We start from the raw sequence: 19,298 nt of genomic DNA on the forward strand, positions 1-19,298 counted from the left end.
CATTAACACGCAAAAGTACCCACCACATGCGGATCGCCATCGCTACAATTCATGGTTAGGAACCTCTAAAAGAGTCGATTGAGCTTCCTAACCATCCAGCAGAGCCAGTCTTCTGACTCTGGAGCGATATGCTGCCGCATGTGGGGCCAGCATAAAGGTGATTATGGGGTGACATCGTCACCCTTCGCATCCTGCTTTATGCCGCGTCAGCGGCATAGAGGCACCCCCAGAAGTGACATGTGGTACCGTGGGTCAGTGGTGCCGGAGACGCGGCGAAGCCGCTCTGTGTTGACAGATTTCACCTATCCACCCCCCGCCCTGCTCAGCCAGACCCGCTGAAAGCGATACAGAAGTTGCTGTGCGCCGTCGGAGTGGGCCCGACAAGGCAAAGCCGCAGTCGGGGCGTATCTCCGCGTTAGCGGGCCGGCAGGGCCGCTTACGGGCGTGTACGCCACACCCTCCAGCCACACTTCTCAAAGCGACACGAATCTTTAGTTACAGCATCCATCTTAAAAGCGACACAGTTCCGGGCCTCCGGCCCGGGGCGGCGGCGCTTTTCAGGGGGGTCGGGCGCTGTGGATGTGCACGGGCCAGGGTTTTTTCTGATGGTTATGCTGAATGTTGTAACTAGTGCACTGCGAGGGGGCATAAAAAAAGCCCCACCTGCCAGCGGGGCTGAGTAGATAACCAATAGCATACATATTAGTAAATACAGGGATCACACAGATACAGGGCTGTATTCCGGGATTTAGTGTAGCTGTTCGGCTGTGGTTCAGATGAAAACCAGGAACTTTCTATGCCCGAGCAAAGCGAGGGAGCTACCTCCGGTTGTTTCCGAACCGGCGCGGACGTGAGTCCGCTGCAAGGGCGGGCATTATCCCCGTTTTCCACAGGAAAGCGGGACTGAATAAGGTTTATTTTATTGAATTTTTAAAGAAGACAAAGACGCGTAAGCGTTCGTTGGTTAGAAAGAGCAGAGGGCTTCCAAAAGATTAAGAAAAATTTGCGAGTAGTACTCTTGGTCATTGCGGGTAAAAAGATCTCTATGTTTGCGGATATTTGTGCATAACCACAGGGACATGACCAATTTGCATCATCACGGGGGGTTTAGCCGGTAAGAAGTGTCGTAACGGCAGGCTTTGCTGATGGTTTTTTAGCCTGTTTTTAAACGCGGGGAAGCACGAAAACCGCCAGCGGCGGTAGAGGGGAAATATGGAGTGAGTGTTAAGTTAGCCTGGTGGCTCAGCGTCAAAATTGAGCTTGATCTGGCGCAGGTAATGGTAGACCAGCAACTCGAAATCATCCGGCGCCATGCCTGAGGCCTCCGGCCGTGTGTTGATCAACCAGGCTGCAATCTGGAACTGCCGGTCATCAAGCTGGGTAGAGCGCGCAATTCTGGAAAGGCGCTTCTGTTCTATCGCTTTCTCGCGGCGAACCTTCAGGGCCTGTGCCACTTTCTCGTCAGAGAAGCGCTGCCGGGCCGCTTTTACGGACATCACTTCGCCTGGGGCAAGAATCCCCTCGGCCATCGCGAGCAGACGTTCATCACGCTCTTTGTACAGCAGATCGAGATTGACCTGGAGGAGCTTAAAGAACTGCTCAGTTAAAGTAACATGGCGTGGGAGGTATGTTTTTGTGTACGGGTCCAGGCGGCGCATGTACGGCTCGATAAGGCCGTAATTTTCTAAGAGATCGAGTGCGCGGCAAATGCGGGAAGGCGTCACCTCTTCACCCGGTATGACCTCGCCCCGGGCGTCCTTGGGGCTTAACGCCTTGCATATCTGCGAACTATTAAGGGCAACGTTAAACGTGGCAAGGTCGCAACCGCTAACCAGTAGAACGGCCAGCGCATCGAGAAGATGCTGGCGCTCCTGCCGGAAATCGCGCTCCCGCCCTGCAGTCTGGCGCATATGAACGAAATATGGATGCCGCGAGAAACGGCGTTTCTGAGCACGATGATATCCGTCCCGAAGAACCTTCGGGAGCTCGCCAAAGTTCGCAGGTCGAAGATATTTAGGGTCAGCACACTTACAGGCCGTCGAATGTGTTCCACGACGACGACGGGTGCGCTTCGGAGAAACAACCGCAGGATCGCGCGCTTCGCGCAAATTTGCCAAGTCGTATTCCGACCAGTCGAAACAGGTAGAATCGGAGAATGTTCCGCTATTCAAACCCACCCGAGCTTATGTTGCGCCGGAGGAGTAAGCACAGAAGGTATTGCAGTTTTCTGAGCATGCACATATACTCCCTGCATAGAGCAACAGCTTCTATGCAGTCTTAGTGATCCCCCGATGTATCTTCTCAGACCGGCCAAAGTTGAGGAAGATTATCGGGGTTTTCGCTTTTCTGGCTCCGGGAAAATCATTTCCGGACCCGTTCCCTGCCACCTTACGGCGTGGCCAACCAGAAATTCATTAAAACGATCAGTAATCTAGCACTCAGATTGCATTCAGGCAAGAAAGTGATGTCGCTACATTTTCCAGCTATTAAGTATGAAGCTCTTTTTGAATCAGTCTTTCTATCATTTCAGCCTGAGTTACACCCTCAGCTTCGCACATATCCTGGAGTTGCTCTTTCAGCACTGCTGGTAGAAAAACCCGAAGCTCTTTATGCGTAGAACGTTTCTTTGCCAGAGATGCCTGTTGTCGCTCAGCAAGGCTCAGAGGGCTACCCTTTCTGTAGATACGCTTCGGTTTCGATGAGGAAGTTACTGCATTTTCGATCTGCGACATTTCCGCCCCCTCAAGGATCAAACAAAGATCGTCTGGCGGAGAATACTACAAATTTTCTGAATCAGCGACTTAACTTTACCCTAGGGCTGTACGTCGTGTTGGCCCACGATATACTGCTGGAGGACGCTCTACCTGTGCAGCAAGGCTGTCAGTACGGCGAATGCCAGTCCGTCCCCATCTCCCAGCGGGACTGCCAGTGCTGCAGATAGGTCTGCGCAACCAGGATGTCATCCCGCACAATCAGAACATTCTCTGAATTCGCCCGCGCCCCGCTCGCCGTAAAATTAAAAGAGCCGAGCTCCGTATTACGCCCGTCAGTGACGATCACCTTGTCGTGCATAATCCTGAACCGGTTTACCATACGCACCGGAATATCCGCATTCACCAGCAGGTTCATTGCCGCCTGGCTGGCTTTCCCCCGGTTGCCTTTCTCATCCAGGACCACTTTCACATCCACGCCCCGCCGTCGGGCAGCTATCAGCGATTTCACCACCGGCGGTGACGTGAAGGTGTACCCCATCAGGCGGATACTCAGCTGTGCAGTATCAATCGTCTGCAGAACCAGCTGGAGGGCACTGCCTTCGGGAGAGAAACCTGCCTGAAGTGACGAAGCAGCCATCGCTGGCATAACACCTGACAGGGCAAAACAGAGCAGAGCGGGCAGCGCCCGCCGGCGACAGGAACGTAAATCCATCGCATACCTCGAAGTAAAAAATGATTCAGGGGTAAAACTGAAAACGCCGGGAGCGGGGGAAAACGCGTTTTTACCCGCTTCCGGGGTTGGACAACCGCGCCCGCGCGGGCGTCAGCAGATTCTGGTCCGGTTACGGCTTAGCGGGGTTGGTCAGGCCAGCCGCGGTGTTTATGGCCATCTGCAGCACCGCCCGGTCAGTCATGCCCGGGATCACCGTGACCGTCTCTGCGGTAGCGCCGGTAGCAGGCATCACCACCAGGCCTGGCGTACCGGTGAGCCCGATGTTCCGGGCCAACTGCCCGGTGAGGGTCAGCTCAGCCTGTACGTCCTGACTTTCTGCCTTCGCACTGTCAACCTTCACGGCCTTCGCCGCCGTACGGATATCGTTCTCCGTCAGCGCCCCCTCGTTATGCCCGGTGGCATACACGCCGTTGTGGTAGGCGAGGTACGCCTCTGCCCCCTTCTGTTGCCAGACTTTCAGGCCTGTCTCTGCCGCCAGGCGGGAAGCCGGCCATCTGTCGCCGAAGATGGGCCACTCGCGGAACACAAAGCGCACCTGCGGGTTGGCTTTCATCACTTTCGTCAGCACCGGGGCGAGCTGGCTGCAGTAAACACACTGGTAGTCGAAGAAGAGCGTCACCACCACCTTCGCCTCCGCCGGGCCGTAGGACGGCGCATGGGGGTCATGCAGCAGTTCAGACTGGAGCGCCAGCGCCCCGTCCGTCATGGCCTTCATCATCGCGGCTTGCTGACGGGCCTGCAGAGCCTCGCTGACCTTCACCAGCACCTCCGGGTGGGCAATCAGGTAATCAGCCGCCACCTTCCCGATACGGGCCTCCTGTGCCGGGGTGAACGGCGAGGCCGGTGTTGCCGCCTCCGCGTGAGCAAAATGGCTGATATCCAGGGCCACTACCCCAGCCAGGACGCCGCTCAGCAGAATGGCGGCGGCAATGTTCGATTTTTTAAGCATAAGAATGTTTCCTGTTGATAAATAAGATGTGGTTCGTCAAACCTGGCGGATATGCAGTGTCCGGGCGATTTAACGCGGGGGCAGCAGGCGGGACGACACGGGTTTACGCCACTGAAAATCCGCCGTCGTCGCCTCAGGCTCACCGGTATCCTTTATTTTGCGGGGCCGTCCGCGCGGCGTTTTCCTGTGTTGCTTTTGTTTCACTGCCCGCGCATGCTGCGCGGCCGCCTCCTCCGCCAGCTGCTGGCGTCGCCGGGACGACAGCGGACGCCCCAGCGCGGCTTCCTCCTGGGTAATCAGTGCGTTCAGCAAAAAGCGCTCGTACTCCGTCAGGTCTTCCGTAATCAACTGAAAATGCTTAGTCATCGTCTCGTTCTCCTGTCAGGTAACGCCCGCGCCTGCCGCCGGCAATAAACCACTCTGGCTTCAGAGTACGCCCGCCAGTCTGCCCGTGGGGCCTGTTTTGCCACCCTGTGCCAGACGCGGACCGCCCGGTCAAATAACCCGGCCAGCTCCAGTCTCACCGCCACCTGGCCCCGCCGACGGTGCTGGTTATCTTCGCACCCGCCGTCAAAAGAAAGTTCTGATTCAGTCTTCAAGTGATTTCTCCTTCACGATGTCCCGCTCCACCTGCCTCAGCCGGGTCGCAGGCGGAGTGTCGGCTTCCGCGCGCGCCTCCGGCTGCCGTTCAGCCTGTTTGCCCTGTGACGGGCCGGCCACCGAAGCTATATCCCGGTCCAGGCGCTGCTGCGCCGTCCTCTGCTCCCGTGAAAGGATGGCCGCCAGGGCTGCCACCTCGGTATCCTGGCCACCCATCTCATCCTTCAGCAGAGTAAACACCCTGTCCAACGTCGCCGGATCGGTCTTCTCCGCTTGCGGCGTATTTTCTATCAGGAGGGCCGCCAGTTTCTCTGCCTCCTGCTTCGCCACTGCTTCCGGGTCCTGAAGGACCGGGATAACCGCCGTTTCGGGCGGGGCCATTTTCGCCGCCTGCGCCGACACGGTGGCCTCGTCGATAAGATTATCCGCCCCGGTGACCCGGCTGAGGTTATGCGGCAGGTCATCCCCCGCCAGACGCACAATCACCCCGCTCGCCGGATAGTCGCGGGCGAGTTCAAGTCCCGCAGGCAGGCTGTCGGCCACCCGCACCTCGCCGTTGCGGCTTTGCTGAAGGCCGGCAAAGCGCGCATCCTCCCGACCGGTTTGCCGGTGCGCCCCGGAGAACGCCAGTCCACCGCGTTCATCCTGTGTGAGGCTGAATATCGCCAGGCCCGCCGGATTGCCGTTGGTGTCCCACAGCGCAAACCCCACACCCGGCTCTGGCTGACGGCGGGTGGCCGGTACAAACACCCCCTGCGATGTCCCCGGGTCCAGCCCGTGACTTTTCAGCAGGGCGCGTCCGGCTGCCACGCTGCCCAGCGGCTTCGCCCACGACAGAATGCCCTCCGCCGCCAGGGCGGCACGGTCCTCGCCCTCCTGCAGGTAGTCATGTGCCGTCCCGTCGCCTTTGTGCTGCGCCAGTTCGGCCAGCCAGCCATCACGGTTATCCGTGTAGGTCTGCACATGCTCCTTTGACCGTGACAGCGTCACGTAAGCACTCTCTTTCGATGCCATCACCTTGCGACCCCCCTCCGTCCCCTCCAGCGTAATCACGTACCGGGCGCTCGCCCCCTGGGCGCCGTACGCCGTGACCGCATACCCGAGGTCGGTATGCCGGTCTGCCGGGTCGCGGAGATCCAGTCGCCGGGTCTGATGCCCGTCCGGGCTGCGAAGCGTCATGCTGTCCGCCTCAAGTGCTGCCACCGACCAGAAACTGTTCCCGGTGTAGCCCCGCTCCGCGTCTGAGCGGGTAAACCGCATCCGGTCCCCCTCGCTGACGCGGATATCCCGGGGGCGATAAAGCTGCACGTCTTCGGTGCTGTTCTCAAACGGAGAGATGAGTTTCTCCCGGCCGTCCGCGTGGGTCAGTCTCACCACCCCGGCCTCCCGGTCAGTGGCCCCCACCGTCCAGTACTCCCGGTTAATCAGGGCGGTATTCCCGGCCTGCGGTACCCAGCCCGTCAGGCTCCGGAGGGCATTGTGGCGCACCCGCACCGGATCAAGCACGGTGATAACCTGCTCATTCTGCGTCACACCTGCCCCCGACAGCCGGTCGTGAATGAGACTGTTGATATCCCGCCGGTCGGCGTTGAGGTGCGCCACCACCAGAGTGTCCTCCCGGGCGGGGGCGGTGCGTCCGGAAAAATCCGCCGCAATGGCTGCGGTGATGCTGACGGGTAACCCGGCCTGCGCCCGCGCCTCCAGGTCCGTTTTCTTTGAACGGATTTCCTCCACCGACGAGGCCGGCACATACGCCCCGGTCTCCCGGGGTACCACGTCAGGCGTCACCTGCGCCGCCTGGTCCAGGGCCTGCGCGTACTGCCCGTCAATCATGGCGTACACCACGCCCCGAAGCGCAGGCACCTGCCGCACGATTTCTTTCATCACCGCCACGTCGATGGCGCTGCGCCGCTGCATCAGCCGGAAAGGCTGGCCGGGTTCGATGGCCCGCAGCTGGGCATCATCCCCGCTGGTTATCGCCCGCCCCCGGCGGCCACCGCCTGATACGCCTCACTCATGGCCCGGTTCCCCACCATCGAGGCTTCGTCCACCAGAAAGAGGGTCCGGCCGTAGTCCGGCTTCTCGCCGTTCTGCCGGGCCTGGCGGTCCTCAAAGAGGAACGAGTCCAGGGTCTGCGCCCGCACGCCCACACTCTGCATCTCTTCCACCGCCCGGTGGGTCGGGGCCAGCCCCACCACTTCCGGCCGCTGGTCAGCCGGCAGCGTGTCGAGGGCAGTCAGCATGGCCCGGAACTGGGTGGTTTTCCCGACCCCGGCATAGCCCTGCACCGCCGTGAACCGGTCGGCGCTCTCCAGCACCATCCGGGTAGCAGTCTGCTGCCCCTGCGTCAGCCCCTGCAGCAGGGCATCAGGCACCGCCGGCATCAGTGGGGCGACGGCCCCCTTGCCCTCCGCAATATGCCGGATAATGGCTTTCTCGGTTTCAAAGGTCTCCCGGGGAACCAGCAGGCTGCTGTTCTCAGGCGAGACCAGCTCCCCGTCCCGGACCTGACGGTCAATCTCATGCCGGATGGCCATCACCGGCACGGTCGGGTTAATGCTGATGGCGGCGCTGAGCAGCCGGGGGGCCTGAAAGGCCATCCGTTCATGCTGCACCTGGCTGAGGGCCAGAAAGACCGACTGCGCGGCCGGGGTGCGCGGGAGGGCCGCGGCGGCATCCAGCGCGGCGTCTGTCCCCTGGCCCTGCGTACCCGTGGCCGCCTCCACCTGCGCACTGACCACCCGGACCAGAGGATGGCGGGCCAGCTTCGCGTCCGCCCGCACGGGGTCCAGGGCGGTGAACAGCCGGATGTCATTTCCGCTGCGGACCAGCTGGTTAATCACCTCGTCCCGCATCTCGCGGCCGCTTAACGCCGCCAGAACGCGCCCCTCCGCGCGAACGGACTGCCCCACTGGCTCCACGTAGCCGTGGGCCAGTTTCAGGGGCTGGCTGATATCGAGGGTGAGGGCTTTCCCTTCGCGGGCGTTGTCTCCGTTCGCGCCCACCCGCATCAGGGTCAGCGTGCCGTCCTGCGTGCCCACCACCTGCACCGTCTCCTGTGCCTTCAGCTTCCCCCGCGCCTCAGAGCCGGTCACCTTCAGCGTGTCCCCGGTCGCCACGGCGATTTCGCCCGGGGCATACAGCCGCCACTGGCTGTCCAGCTGGCTGATTTTCTCCGTCCGGACCGCCCCGGCCTCGTTCACCAGGCGCAGGATGTTCGTCTCCTCCCCCACCCGGTCGATATGCCAGCGCTGCATCTCCCGGGCCTCCGCCTGCCAGCGCTCCATCACCATCCCAGCCCGGTACGTCTCCCGGCTGAGGCGGTTCTTACTGTCGAGCCACACCGGCGACAGGGTGGCCACCCGGACCTCAGCCCCGGCAAGCATCCCCTCCGCCCGCAGGGCGTCACGGATATCGGCCGTCAGCAGCCGCTGCTCGCGCGCCCCGGCCACCTGGGCCACCACGGTCTGGCCCGCCATCACCTCGCGGGCGTATTCCTGTGCCAGCGCCTGATAGCGGACCTTCTTGTCCGGCTCAGAGACCAGCTGCACTGAGGGCTTCTCCGCGTCATTAAACGCCCGGACCACCACGGCCTCGTCTTTCAGCACAGAAAGCGCACTGCCTGTCCCCTGGCGTTTGCCGCTGTCCATCAGCAGAATCTGCGCCCCGCTGGCCCGCGCCTGCGTCAGGAGCAGGACGCTCTCCTTCAGCGTCAGGGACTCGGCCTCCGTCACAATCACCGTCGACCAGGCGGACAGGGGCAGCTCTTCGCGCAGGGCGCTGCGCCCGACCAGGCTCCCGGCAAGCGTCTCCGATTCTCCGAGAAAGCGCGCACTCCGGTTATCTGCCGCGAGTATCATCACCTGCCGCCCCTGCGCCCGGGCAAGGTCCGTCAGCTGCTCCATGCGGCCCCGCTGCACCGCCATCCCCCCACGCCCGGCCAGCACCGCCAGGGGGTCACGGGCCTGCGCCAGTTCAGCGTACACCCCGGTGACGTCCGGCAGACGACCGCTCAGCAGGGCCGCCCCGGAGACCATCGCCCGCCCACTCTCGCTGTGCTCCCGGGCAAACTGGCGCAGGGTCAGCTCATCCAGCAGGTGGATATCCGAGGTGAAGAGGCCCTTATCCCTGTCGAGCGCCACCAGACGCCCCTGCGCCCGGGCCGCCTCAATCCCGTCCCGCGCCCGCTGCACCATGCCCGCCTCGGCCGGCAGCCGGGAGACCACTGCCGCGAGCACTTCGCTGTAAGCGAACTGCGCCTTTTTATCACTGAGGGCCGAGACCGCCTGCGTCACCGCCGCCTGCAACAACGCCCCCGCCCCCGGCGAGTCAGGCTGCAGCGTATCCACCCCCGGGCCACTCAAGGGCCGTCCTTTCGGTGAAAGCGCCTCGCCAGGTATACCCGGCCCGACGTCGCGCTCAGGCTGGCTGCGGGCCTTCGCCGCCGCAATCACCGCCGCCGGGTCGAAGTCCAGCCCGTCCAGGGTCGCCGTCCACTGCGCCCGGCGGGTGTCGCCGTCGACAAAAGTTTTGCTCTGCCGGGTGTCCAGGGCCGCCACCGCACGTGACAGGGCGCTGGCCTCCCGGCCCACGGCCGCATCTATCTGTGCCGTGCGCTGTGAATACGCTTCCACCACCGCCCGGGGGACCTCCGCCAGCTCGAACATGCCGTGCGGGCCGCTGTCGACCGGCGTATAACCGGCCGCCTCCACCCCGGGGCGCAGGAACTCCCGGTAAAGCTGGCCGTACGCCAGCTTCATGTCGTAGACCATCTCCCGGATACCGCTCCTGTGCCGAGTGTCACTGCCCAGCGCGTGCCATTTGCCCTCCGCCTGCGTCAGGTTCAGCAGCAGGCCATGGTCATGCAGGTGCATCTCGCCTGCCCGGTTGGTGTCATGGGTGAACAGCGCCGCCACCATATTGCCCGTCGCCACGGTACGGGTCACCCCGTCGCGGGTCAGCCGGGTATTGACGCTCCTCTCCACCTCCAGCATGGCCTGCCGGGCCGCCGCATTGTGCGCCTCAGTCAGGCGGGTGTCCCCGCCGAGCAGCGCCAGGATGGAGAGGCTTTTGGGGGCACCAAAGGTCAGATCCAGCCCCGGTCGGTTCGTCTCTTTCCCGTCTTTCTGGCGGGTCAGCCGGGTGCCGTCCGGCAGATGTCCCTGCAACAGGGCATCCAGACGGTCGGGGACCACCGCCCCCGACAGCCCCAGGGCTTCAGCGCCTTTCCCCAGCCACTGCCCCTCCGCGTTCTCCAGCGTCTCGACGTTCTCAGCACCACTGTAATAAGCAGCATCGCCGCTGATAACCGATACCGACAGCATCAGAGCTCCATGTCCATGCCGGACGGTTGATGGTGGTTGATGTTCACTTCTTCACGGCGCACTGCGTCCCGGGTGCCCGGCGGCGTCTGCTGCCAGGCCTCATAGGCCGCCATGTCCACCATCTCGCCCTCCGGGGTGATGCCCCAGGGCAGGCTGTTCTCCCGTCCGCTGGCGGCGGGCCTGGCACCCGCCGCCGCATCTTCATCTCCCGGACCGGAGGCCGGTGATGCAGGCCCGGGGCCGTCAGGGACGGGAACAGGCGAAGTCCCCTCCGGTTGACCGGCAGGCGACGTCTGCGCCCCGACAGGCACACCCGCGGCCTCAGCCCCTCCGGCGGTATCGTCCACCCCGCCACTGAACAGCGCCCGGGCGGCGACGCGGGCGGCCATGTCGCGCTCGCTGAGCGCGTTTTCGATATCCGGATCAAGGGAGGTTTTCACCTCCCGGCCCAGCATCCCCTCCGCCACTTTCGGCAGGGCGGTATACGTCAGCGTGAGGCGAACCACCGGGTATTTCCCCGGGAGGGTGACGAAGCACTGCAAATCCTCCAGGCTCTGCACGTCGGAGTAGCTGACGATGCCGTTACGCTCCTCGTCCTTGCCGTAGCTGATACCGTCGCGAACCGCCTCAATACCGAAGCTCGTCTGCTCGGAGAAACGCTTCTTCACCGTCTCCCCGATATCCTCCGCCACGAACTTCGCGATGGCCGAGCTCGGGGAGCGGAAGAAGTATTTGGTGTTCAGCAGGTCATAGATAGCCGCCGCGAATTTAAGGCCGTAGGTCTCCTCCAGCTGGGCATATGACTGACAGCCCAGCACAAAACACCCGCCGTATTTGCGGGCCTCGGCAATGATGTAGGGCAGGTTCGGCAGCTTGTGCAGGGAGGGCAGCTCGTCGTAGAAGAACCACACCCGGCGGTAGCGGTTCTCGTGCAGGGACAGCAGGTGGCTGGCGGCAATCCCGAGCCACATTGATATCAGGGGTTTGAGGGACTCGTGGTATCGCTGGTCAGAGGTAATGAACAGCCAGCCGCTCTGCTTTTTATCGCTGTTGCCCACCATCCACTCCCGGATGGTAAAGGGCGGCTTGCCCTGGCGGTCGATACCCTGCAGGTAGCGCAGGGACTTGACGTAGTTGGTGAGCACGCTGCGAATGGAGATGGCGGTCTTCTCGATGCTGCCGTCAACCAGCACCGCGGCCGGGGTCCCCACCAGAAAGTCCCGCAGCCGGTCAAGGGAGATAGCCAGCAGGGTGCGCAGGAAGCCGTTATAGCTGCGGTCTTTCACGCCGCGCATCTGCTCCGCCCCCTCAGCAAAGATGGTGCGCGCCGAGCCCTGCCAGAAGGGGTCGGCCACGTTACCCATCGGGATAAGCGTCTCGGTCACCGCCTCCAGGTCGGGCAGCGTCGGACACTCCGCCCACAGGTCCCAGTTGGCACAGCGGGCATCCATCGGATCCAGAATAACGTCCCGGGACTCGTCGAAGAACTCCTCCACATAGGTACAGCCCTTGTCATAGATAATGACCGGGATACCCAGGGCGCGCAGGTACTGCAGCTTCTTGCGTATCAGGGTGGACTTTCCGGTCCCGACCGTCCCGTGCATCAGGAAGTTCTGGATTTCGGCGTCCAGGACCATCGGCAGGCCGTCGATCACCATCGGGGAGGCTTTCCCCTGCCGGCGCATCAGCCGGGCGACGCGCCGCGGGTTCTCTTCCAGCACGCGTCCGCCAATGACCTCGTCCTCGCTGGCCTTCTTCCCCGTATGCCCGATATACCAGAAGAACCCGACCACCATCAGGAAGACCGCGATGGCCGCGAACAGCCCGCAGAGAATGGTCTCGTTGCGCAGGGCGAGCCCGCACCAGACGGTGTATTTGTCGGTCAGGATTTTGTCGTACGGAAAATGAAGGACCTGCCCGTAGTAGCGCACGGGAAACACCATGGGCTTGCGGACAATCACCTTCAGAGGAATGCAGGTGTAACTCCACCAGTAGACCAGGCCATTGAGCACGGTCTGCACCGACAGGCGGCAATACAGCAGCAGGCCGAAGATAACCAGCCAGCCGCAGAAGACGTAATAGAAGATGATGTTGTTCACCTGGAGGAACATCCGGAAACGCATGAACGTGACCTGTCCGCCCTGGGTGATATCACGGCTCTTGAAACTCATGTTGTACTCCGAAGAGGAAGCGTTAAATAACGGGGTGGCCTGCCTGGCGCAGGCGACGGGTGTTCAGACGGTAATAAAGGGCGTAAATGTCGCTCGCGTAGTGGTCGCGGCGGCCCCGGGTCCGGGCGGCGAACCCGGCGTTATAGGAGCCGAGGCAGTTCCAGTTCACCCCGCACACCTGCAGGTGGCGGGCGAGTATCCAGGCCCCCACCTGCACGTTGAGGCACGGGTCAGTCAGCAGATCCTGCGCCGAGCGGATGACGCCCAGGCGGACAAGCTCCGGAACGTGATGGCTGTTAATCTGCATCACGCCGTAATCACGCCCGAGCCGGGGGGCGTTGTTATTCACCACGCCCGCCTGCAGGCCGCTTTCGTGAATGGCGATGGCCTCGAGCAGCAGCGGATCAATATGGTATCGCTGTCCGGCGCGGGCAAAACAATATGCCTGGGCATGCCCGGCACACAGGCAGACAACGGCCAGTGTCAGAATATTCAGTAGTCGCATAATGTGTATTATTGTCGGCAGATCACGGCGGCCGTGATCGTGATATAAAGAGAGGGACGGTAAGCCGGAAATGGCTTACCTTTTTATTGCTGCACTGCACACGCGAATGATTTTACTAACATCAGACAGCCCAGGAGCCGGGCTGTCGGGTTATTTATCAGTAACGGTTGAAATCATCAAAGCTGCTGCCGGTGTTTATTCCGCCGGAACTGTCACGAAACGGGTCAGAATAATGGCTATCAAATGACGGCGACGACAGAGAATGGTCATGGTGCCAGGAAGAACCAAAGGCATCACCGCCAATATCAATGCCGCCTCCCATCATGGGAAGCCCGGTGGCCGGGTTAGTGTCCATCCCCATCGGGCCGGATGTCTGCCAGTGCCCGGCATCAAACGCGGCAATGTGGTGATCGGCAATACTCATGGCCCGGGAAAGCAAATCATCGGAAAAGTGGCTACCCATATCGACAGAGGATATTGCCCCGGCAAGCCCTGCAGCCTGCGTCGTCAGGTGATCAACGGACAACGCGCCGCCCCCTGAGGCCAGACTTTCAGAAAGCGCCCCTGCAGCCAGCGAACTGGCCACCCGTGAAGTGACACGGGGATCGACTTTACCTTCAATCTGTTTCTCTATTTTTTTAGCTAAAACATGCTGAATAAGATTATCTACAATTCTTTTCGGCGCATTTTCCTTTACCAACACTCGTAATTCAGCTTCTCCATAATGTGAGGCCAGAAATAAAAAAATAAGTGAACCAAGTAAACTTGAGGCAAGCAGACACAAGGAAAACTTTATGTCAAAATCGACTAAATTTCGATCAGCACCAAATAGCAGCGATAAAAACGTCCCGCAAAAATAGATTTTAATAAAGGCGGCTTTATGCTTAAAACTAAGCCGCTGATATACAGAGTTAATAAAAACAGTAGATACCAGCAATGGAATAACAAAAAAAACAAAGGACCATTTTGCTCCTACAGCACTATGCATATATGTAAAAATGCCAATAGCAAAAGCGAACAATACATTGCACGTAACTATTACAGCTTGTCCGCGATTAATCATTCTTTACCCTCCTTCATTCTTTTAGCCTCATTTGCAATGTTGCCAGGGTTTCGGCCATTCAATATGGAAACATTGCCGTCCTTATCTTTAAGATCCAAAGCATCCTGGTGAAGACTCGCGTTGTTATAAGAGTCCGCAAATTCCTTATGCGCTTTACTCTGCTCGACTTTCAGCTTATCGCCTTCCTGCTGCAGACTTTTATGACCCTGCTCAATTTTTCCGCTGGTCTGTTGAATATGCTGCTGATCCTGCGCATGTTCCGCGCTGACCGCCTGATGCTGATCGCCCTGAATACCGGCCCCCTGCGCCCGGCGAGCGATCTCTTCGTTACCGTCACTCACCGCCTGACCGGGGCTGCCGGTGGCCGGTGAAACGGTCGCCATATCGCTCCCCAGCGTGGCCCGGCTCTGGTCAAAGTCTCCCTCAATACGGGCGCGCAGCTTCTCCTCCACAAAGCGATCGGCCAGGGCTTCACGCTCATGACGTACATTTTCGTCCGATGCGTTGGTCAGAATACGCTCTGCCTCTGCCGGGGCCAGCTTCTCTACATACCCCTCGAACTCCTGCGACAGGTTGCTGTTCTGCTGGGCCGTTTCGCTCTCTGACAGGGACGCCATCCGGCTGTACTCGTGGCTGCGGCTCAGGCTGTTGGTGTACTGCTGATACTGGCTGTCCGCCACGCTGAGCGTGGTCCCAATCTGCTCCAGCTGCGAGGCCGAGCTGTTGTCGTTGTGGTCAGCCGAATGGGTTGCCCGGTAGCTCTGCAGGGTCTGCATCCCTGCCTTAAAGTCCCGCATATCTTTGGCATCGGCACTGCGGGTGTGATCCGTACTGCCAGTTTGCCGCTGATCGACGGTACTCTGACTTCCGCTGCTGGCCGACAGTTTTCCGGATGTACCGGCGTCCACGCCAAAGGTCAGTTTCGCAAGCTTCCCGACTGCAGAGTTCCCTGCAGATACCCCTGCATGGGCCTCTGCTTCACCCTGACGGGACTTGCTCTCTATCTCCGCCCACGCATCCTGTTCGCTGATGCCATGCCGGGTAGCATAATCATGCGCCGCCGACTGCATCGCATCCAGGCTTTTTGAGGCCTGCGCGGTCTGCGAGTTATCCGTGTGCTGGCCCAGCGTGTCGCTGTTCCCGTGCTGGGCAGAGAACTGTTTCGCCTGGCTGTAGGCACTGTTCATCGCATGGTTCGCCCCGTGCAGCGCGGTTTCCGCCTGGACCTGGCTTTCCCGCGCCAGCCGCTGCGCCGTCATGCCCACCGACCGGCCAAAGTTCATGTCTATTGGCAGCTTAGACTGTGACGCCGTCATAATGGTCGTCCCGTCCTGCGTGGTCCCCGCCATGGCCCCGTTCGCCAGCTGGCGATCCATCCTTCCGCTGGCCCAGGTGCTGTTGGTGTCCCACTTGCTGCCCTGCACGTTGTCGGTCTGCATGTTGTCGAGGGCATACGAGCCGTCAGCCACCTGGGACGAGACGTGCGCCGTGCCGCCCTGCATCATGCCGACCAGATTGCCGCCCGCCTGCACGGCCACGCTGCCCAGACCCTTCATTATCATCCACGACATCGGCGGTATCATGATGGACAGCCACCCGGCGGTGCTGGCCATCATGCTGTGCTGCTGCTGAATTTGAGACAGGTTGGAGAGCGTCATCTCATAGCCCCCCGCCGATTTCATGAAAAACATCATCGCGTTATTGAGTATCGCGAACAACAGCGGCCACATCTGCAGGGAGGCCATGGCCAGCAGGTAGTTTTTCAGCACCGTCCAGGTCAGCAGGCTGCTGATGGCCAGCATCACAATCACCGGGAACAGGGCTAGCAGCAGCCCGAACAGTATCGTCTGCATCATCGGCAGGTATCGCATCCCTACCCGGGCGCCCACCGTCTGCTGCAAGGTCTGCTTCTCGGTTTCCATCGCCGTGGCAATGTTCAGCAACCCCGCCGCATCCCCGTTGCGGGCGGCATACGCGCTGATGCCCTGACGCAGGCCGTTCATCACCACGTTCTGGCGCATGATATCGGCCGCACTGCGGCCCCCGCCATAGAAGTAGTCGTAGCTCCCGCTGAGCAGGGTGGCCATCAGCGCGTCCGATTTCACGCCGGTGCCAAACAGCTTCCGGACCCAGAAGGTGTAGGTTTTCCCGTGCCCGTCGGTCACCTCATTCCCGATGGCTTTCTGGAGTATCGTCGCCTCCTGCTGGCAGGTGAGGAAGTTCCCGCCTTTATCAAACACCCCACGCAGCGGGCTGGGCCGGGAGAATATCAGCCCGTACGGGTCGGGGGAGTTCATCAGGTCTTCCATCGAGTACTTGTGATTCAGGAAGATATCGCCGATAACGCAGTTCTGGACGTAGTCGGAGAACTGGCCAGAGACATCGCCGTCGGCGAAGGTAAAATCCGCGCTGGTACTGAGCAGCTCAGCGCCGAACAGCAGCCCGGTCCGGCTGTAGGTCACCGCGTCCGGGCGGTGAAAGAGGTCGTCAAACGCCGCCGTCATGCCATACCCGACGGCGGTCAGCAGCGAGGCGGGCAGCGCCAGGCCGACCGGGACGTTATCCACCGCGTACACGCCCGTCGGGTCGGTGATATCGATGACCTGCACCGACGTCTTGCCCACAACCAGCACGCCCGGCACCAGAATAATCATCGCCAGCCATTTCAGCAGGGTGAAAATGTTCCGCCGTTGCACCCAACTCCAGACCACGGCCACCACCGAGAGTATCCCCGCCCACTTCAGCAGCGTGCCCCAGGTGGCCGAGGCGGTGAACGCCGCCACCGCATTCAGCGTGTCGGCGAGCCAGCCGCCGCCGGTGATCGTGAAAATCGCCTGCATGGTTACTGTCCTCCGACAAAATGGTAGTTACTCTGGTAGCGCTCCAGCAGGCGACCCGACAGCTGCTGGCGCATATAGCTCATCTGGCGGTCCACCACCATCAGGGCGCTCTGCTGCACCTGTTCGCGTGCCTGGAGGGTGGCTATCTGCCGGTTGGTGTCCTGCATGCTGTCCTCGAGCGAGTGCATCGCCACCCCGGGGTAGTTGCGCCCCGAGAGCATCACCCGCGCCTGCAGCATGATTTCCTGCAGGTACTGCACCAGAATGTCGAAGCTGATGTAGTCCGCGAGCTGGAGCATCAGCGTGTTTGAGACGCCCAGCGCCAGGGGGTTAACCAGATAGTGCAGCACCGGTATCGAGGTGGAGGTGATGAACCCCTTCTCCTCTTCGCTCAGCGGCAGGTCATCCTGCGCTTTACTGCTGATACTGGTCAGGAGTTTGCTCACCCGTTTGCTCAGCCCGTTATCCTCGCTGATGGTGACTTTGGCGACGGTGGTATTCAGACAGCTGCTGTCGTTGCAGACGTAAATACTGGCGCTGCCGCCGTGCAGCAGGGCGTGGATAATGTCATCCCGCGCCCCCATCGGCGGGAGCCAGCGGGGTTTGCCCCCGTCGTCATAAATCAGGGTGCCCGTCATACTCATGGCAAATTCCTTCAGCTCCTTGTTCCCCATAAACATGGCGTGGCGGTCGAGCGCATCCCACATCAGGTTCTTGTCGCGCAGCACCTGGTCGGCCATCGCGGGACCGGCCTTCCCGGCCATGTTTTTGTACTGGTTCCCCGTCCCGCAGCCCTGCCGGGCCGCCGCCCAGTCCGAGAAGAAGCTGGAGTCGGTCCCGATGGTCTCGCAGATGGCGGAGGCGTTCTCCTGGGTCTGCGGCCACAGGCCGCCGACAATGGCCCGGGCGGCCTGGCAGCTGCTCATGTTGGCCCCGTTCACGTCCGAGGCCAGTTTCTGCAGAAAGTCTTTCGCCGACGCCAGCTGGGGCGTGACGGTCTTGAGGGCCAGGTCAAAGAACAGGCCGGGGGCGTTGCTGAGGATAGATTTGGAGAACTGGATGAACTCGTCCTTGCTGATAAAGGAGAAGGAGCCGAGGAACATGTCGATGCCCCCGCACCCGGCGTTCAGGCTCGGCAGCTGCAGGGAGACCAGCTGGATATCTTTGGTGGACGTGCGGGCATACAGCCCGCCGCCGGTGGCATACCCTGCCGCCTGCCCCTGCCAGACCTTCGGGGTGGTGGTGTTCTGCGCATAGCCGAGATGGTTAAAGAAGTGATTCATGTCGTCGTTCAGGCTGGCGTGCGCCGTGGACACCGACAGGCAGGCGACAAGTACCGCAAGCACCCGTTTATTCATGGTGAGTACGGTCCCCCGCATCCGGATTGTCGTTATAAACCAGCCGGGCCTGCAGTTTTCGGGCGTGACGTTCCCCGTACCACGCCCCCAGCGTCGACAGCACATACCAGAGCAGGCCGGAGACCAGCAGCCCGACGCCCAGGCAGGCAAAGGCGGACGGCATGATGTACATCGTCAGGTTGATAGCATTCTCTATCGCGCCCGTCCGGGCCGCCAGTTCAGGGCTGACCAGCCCCTGCGCTCCCGGGGAATACAGACTGCCAAAAATGGCCATCCACAGCTGCCGGGACAGCACGGCCGCCATCAGAAAGGCAACGCCAGTCAGCACAAACACCGTGGTGGTCTGGGTATCACGACTGGATAATTTCATGGTATCTCCTTAATTTTCTTAGTGGGTTACGTTATCAAGGGCAAAACGGAACACCTCGTCGAGGCGGGCAATAAAGGCGGGCTGGTCACTCTCCCCCTGCTGCACCGGATACGTCTGCATGGTGTGGGCGTTCACCAGAAACAGCGTGGGGGTGGCGATGGGCAGCCCCTGGGCAAAGAACTCGGTCACCACCATCGGCGGGGCCGGCACCGCCTGCGGCCATGACGTATCGCCGTGGCCGTCCAGGGTGTAGGGGAACACCGACAGACCGGAGGCCCGGGCCACCGTCTTCAGCACCGGGTCAAAGGCCCGGCAGTGCGGACAGGTGGAGGACATGAACAGCACCACCTTCCAGTCGCGCAGGTTCACGACCCGGCCGTCGCTGAGCCGCCAGTTCACCGGCGACGGCACGGCCTGCGACACGACCGGCGGGGAGTGCTGCGCCAGCTTTTGTGCCTCGAGCCGGGCAATGTCATCCCAGGTGGTGGCGCTGACAGTGGCGCTGACAGTGAAGGCCGTCAGGACCAGGGAAAGAAAGACAGTAAATCGCATAGGTCTCACCTGTTGTGGAGGAATAAAGCGGGCCATCCGGCCCGGGGGAGAGGCCCGGAATGATTTCCGGGCCGATGCGCCGGGGGACAAGCGCAGCGCGTCAGGCGCTTTTGCACCCC

At 61.3% G+C, this 19,298-nt stretch carries 16 protein-coding genes and 1 pseudogene; all 17 read right to left on the reverse strand.

From position 1 onward, the window contains the following. Positions 1–1,229: 1,229 nt before the first annotated feature. A complete protein-coding gene (gene repA, locus B9Y90_RS21625; RefSeq protein ID WP_254902729.1) occupies positions 1,230–2,177 on the reverse strand; it encodes a plasmid replication initiator RepA in 948 nt (315 codons plus the stop codon). Further along, entirely contained in the window at positions 2,164–2,241 is a 78-nt protein-coding gene (gene tap / locus B9Y90_RS27590; protein ID WP_139827453.1) for a RepA leader peptide Tap, read from the reverse strand. Before tap ends, repA begins: the two co-directional genes overlap by 14 nt. 245 nt (positions 2,242–2,486) lie before the next feature. Beyond that, positions 2,487–2,732, reverse strand: coding sequence for a replication regulatory protein RepA (locus tag B9Y90_RS21635; RefSeq protein ID WP_085542545.1), 246 nt, complete (start codon positions 2,730–2,732; stop codon positions 2,487–2,489). A gap of 148 nt (positions 2,733–2,880) precedes the next feature. Beyond that, positions 2,881–3,426, reverse strand: coding sequence for a phospholipase D family nuclease (locus B9Y90_RS21640; protein WP_085542546.1), 546 nt, complete (start codon positions 3,424–3,426; stop codon positions 2,881–2,883). A 130-nt stretch (positions 3,427–3,556) separates the two neighbouring features. Further along, complete coding sequence (locus B9Y90_RS21645; protein WP_085542547.1) at positions 3,557–4,396, reverse strand: DsbA family protein; 840 nt, start codon at positions 4,394–4,396, stop codon at positions 3,557–3,559. Between the two features lie 69 nt (positions 4,397–4,465). Further along, positions 4,466–4,762 carry a DUF3811 domain-containing protein gene (locus tag B9Y90_RS21650; protein ID WP_085542548.1) on the reverse strand — a complete coding sequence of 99 codons (297 nt, stop codon included), beginning with the start codon at positions 4,760–4,762 and terminating at the stop codon, positions 4,466–4,468. Beyond that, complete coding sequence (locus B9Y90_RS26575) at positions 4,759–4,995, reverse strand: hypothetical protein (RefSeq protein ID WP_139827448.1); 237 nt, start codon at positions 4,993–4,995, stop codon at positions 4,759–4,761. Before B9Y90_RS26575 ends, B9Y90_RS21650 begins: the two co-directional genes overlap by 4 nt. Then, positions 4,985–6,601, reverse strand: coding sequence for a conjugative transfer relaxase/helicase TraI domain-containing protein (locus B9Y90_RS21655; RefSeq protein ID WP_217808993.1), 1,617 nt, complete (start codon positions 6,599–6,601; stop codon positions 4,985–4,987). The genes B9Y90_RS26575 and B9Y90_RS21655 overlap by 11 nt, the downstream gene beginning before the upstream one ends. A 246-nt stretch (positions 6,602–6,847) precedes the next feature. Next, positions 6,848–6,973 (reverse strand): annotated as a pseudogene (locus B9Y90_RS27595) (AAA family ATPase); the annotation flags it as partial. Continuing rightward, positions 6,970–10,320, reverse strand: a complete 3,351-nt coding sequence (gene mobF / locus B9Y90_RS21660) for a MobF family relaxase (protein WP_085542550.1) — start codon at positions 10,318–10,320, stop codon at positions 6,970–6,972. The gene mobF and the pseudogene B9Y90_RS27595, both read right to left, overlap by 4 nt. Further along, positions 10,320–12,491, reverse strand: coding sequence for a type IV conjugative transfer system coupling protein TraD (gene traD, locus B9Y90_RS21665; RefSeq protein WP_085542551.1), 2,172 nt, complete (start codon positions 12,489–12,491; stop codon positions 10,320–10,322). Before traD ends, mobF begins: the two co-directional genes overlap by 1 nt. Before the next feature lie 22 nt (positions 12,492–12,513). Continuing rightward, positions 12,514–12,996 carry a lytic transglycosylase domain-containing protein gene (locus tag B9Y90_RS21670; RefSeq protein WP_085542552.1) on the reverse strand — a complete coding sequence of 161 codons (483 nt, stop codon included), beginning with the start codon at positions 12,994–12,996 and terminating at the stop codon, positions 12,514–12,516. 157 nt (positions 12,997–13,153) lie between these two features. Then, positions 13,154–14,059: a hypothetical protein gene (locus B9Y90_RS21675; protein ID WP_085542553.1), complete on the reverse strand. Its 906-nt coding sequence runs from the start codon at positions 14,057–14,059 to the stop codon at positions 13,154–13,156. Continuing rightward, on the reverse strand, positions 14,056–16,899 hold the full coding sequence (traG, locus tag B9Y90_RS21680; RefSeq protein ID WP_085542554.1) for a conjugal transfer mating-pair stabilization protein TraG: 2,844 nt from the start codon (positions 16,897–16,899) through the stop codon (positions 14,056–14,058). The genes B9Y90_RS21675 and traG overlap by 4 nt, the downstream gene beginning before the upstream one ends. A gap of 2 nt (positions 16,900–16,901) precedes the next feature. After that, positions 16,902–18,257 carry a conjugal transfer pilus assembly protein TraH gene (gene traH, locus B9Y90_RS21685; protein WP_085542555.1) on the reverse strand — a complete coding sequence of 452 codons (1,356 nt, stop codon included), beginning with the start codon at positions 18,255–18,257 and terminating at the stop codon, positions 16,902–16,904. Continuing rightward, the gene (locus B9Y90_RS21690; RefSeq protein ID WP_085542556.1) at positions 18,250–18,627 is read right to left on the reverse strand and encodes a hypothetical protein; all 378 of its coding nucleotides are present in this window, start codon (positions 18,625–18,627) and stop codon (positions 18,250–18,252) included. The genes traH and B9Y90_RS21690 overlap by 8 nt, the downstream gene beginning before the upstream one ends. A gap of 18 nt (positions 18,628–18,645) precedes the next feature. Next, a complete protein-coding gene (trbB, locus tag B9Y90_RS21695; protein ID WP_085542557.1) occupies positions 18,646–19,179 on the reverse strand; it encodes a type-F conjugative transfer system pilin assembly thiol-disulfide isomerase TrbB in 534 nt (177 codons plus the stop codon). Positions 19,180–19,298 lie beyond the last annotated feature (119 nt).

It is taken from the genome of Cedecea sp. NFIX57 (genome assembly GCF_900177785.1).
GTDB classification, from domain to species: Bacteria; Pseudomonadota; Gammaproteobacteria; order Enterobacterales; family Enterobacteriaceae; genus Cedecea; species Cedecea neteri_C.

What these genes read in the sequence shown, in the direction of transcription:
- B9Y90_RS21635 (WP_085542545.1), bottom strand. Translation starts at nt 2,732, where the DNA reads ATGTCGCAGATCGAAAATGCAGTAACTTCCTCATCGAAACCGAAGCGT.
- trbB (WP_085542557.1), bottom strand. Translation starts at nt 19,179, where the DNA reads ATGCGATTTACTGTCTTTCTTTCCCTGGTCCTGACGGCCTTCACTGTC.
- B9Y90_RS21690 (WP_085542556.1), bottom strand. Translation starts at nt 18,627, where the DNA reads ATGAAATTATCCAGTCGTGATACCCAGACCACCACGGTGTTTGTGCTG.
- B9Y90_RS21670 (WP_085542552.1), bottom strand. Translation starts at nt 12,996, where the DNA reads ATGCGACTACTGAATATTCTGACACTGGCCGTTGTCTGCCTGTGTGCC.
- B9Y90_RS21645 (WP_085542547.1), bottom strand. Translation starts at nt 4,396, where the DNA reads ATGCTTAAAAAATCGAACATTGCCGCCGCCATTCTGCTGAGCGGCGTC.
- traG (WP_085542554.1), bottom strand. Translation starts at nt 16,899, where the DNA reads ATGCAGGCGATTTTCACGATCACCGGCGGCGGCTGGCTCGCCGACACG.
- B9Y90_RS21650 (WP_085542548.1), bottom strand. Translation starts at nt 4,762, where the DNA reads ATGACTAAGCATTTTCAGTTGATTACGGAAGACCTGACGGAGTACGAG.
- traD (WP_085542551.1), bottom strand. Translation starts at nt 12,491, where the DNA reads ATGAGTTTCAAGAGCCGTGATATCACCCAGGGCGGACAGGTCACGTTC.
- tap (WP_139827453.1), bottom strand. Translation starts at nt 2,241, where the DNA reads ATGTGCATGCTCAGAAAACTGCAATACCTTCTGTGCTTACTCCTCCGG.
- traH (WP_085542555.1), bottom strand. Translation starts at nt 18,257, where the DNA reads ATGAATAAACGGGTGCTTGCGGTACTTGTCGCCTGCCTGTCGGTGTCC.
- mobF (WP_085542550.1), bottom strand. Translation starts at nt 10,320, where the DNA reads ATGCTGTCGGTATCGGTTATCAGCGGCGATGCTGCTTATTACAGTGGT.
- B9Y90_RS21675 (WP_085542553.1), bottom strand. Translation starts at nt 14,059, where the DNA reads ATGATTAATCGCGGACAAGCTGTAATAGTTACGTGCAATGTATTGTTC.
- B9Y90_RS21640 (WP_085542546.1), bottom strand. Translation starts at nt 3,426, where the DNA reads ATGGATTTACGTTCCTGTCGCCGGCGGGCGCTGCCCGCTCTGCTCTGT.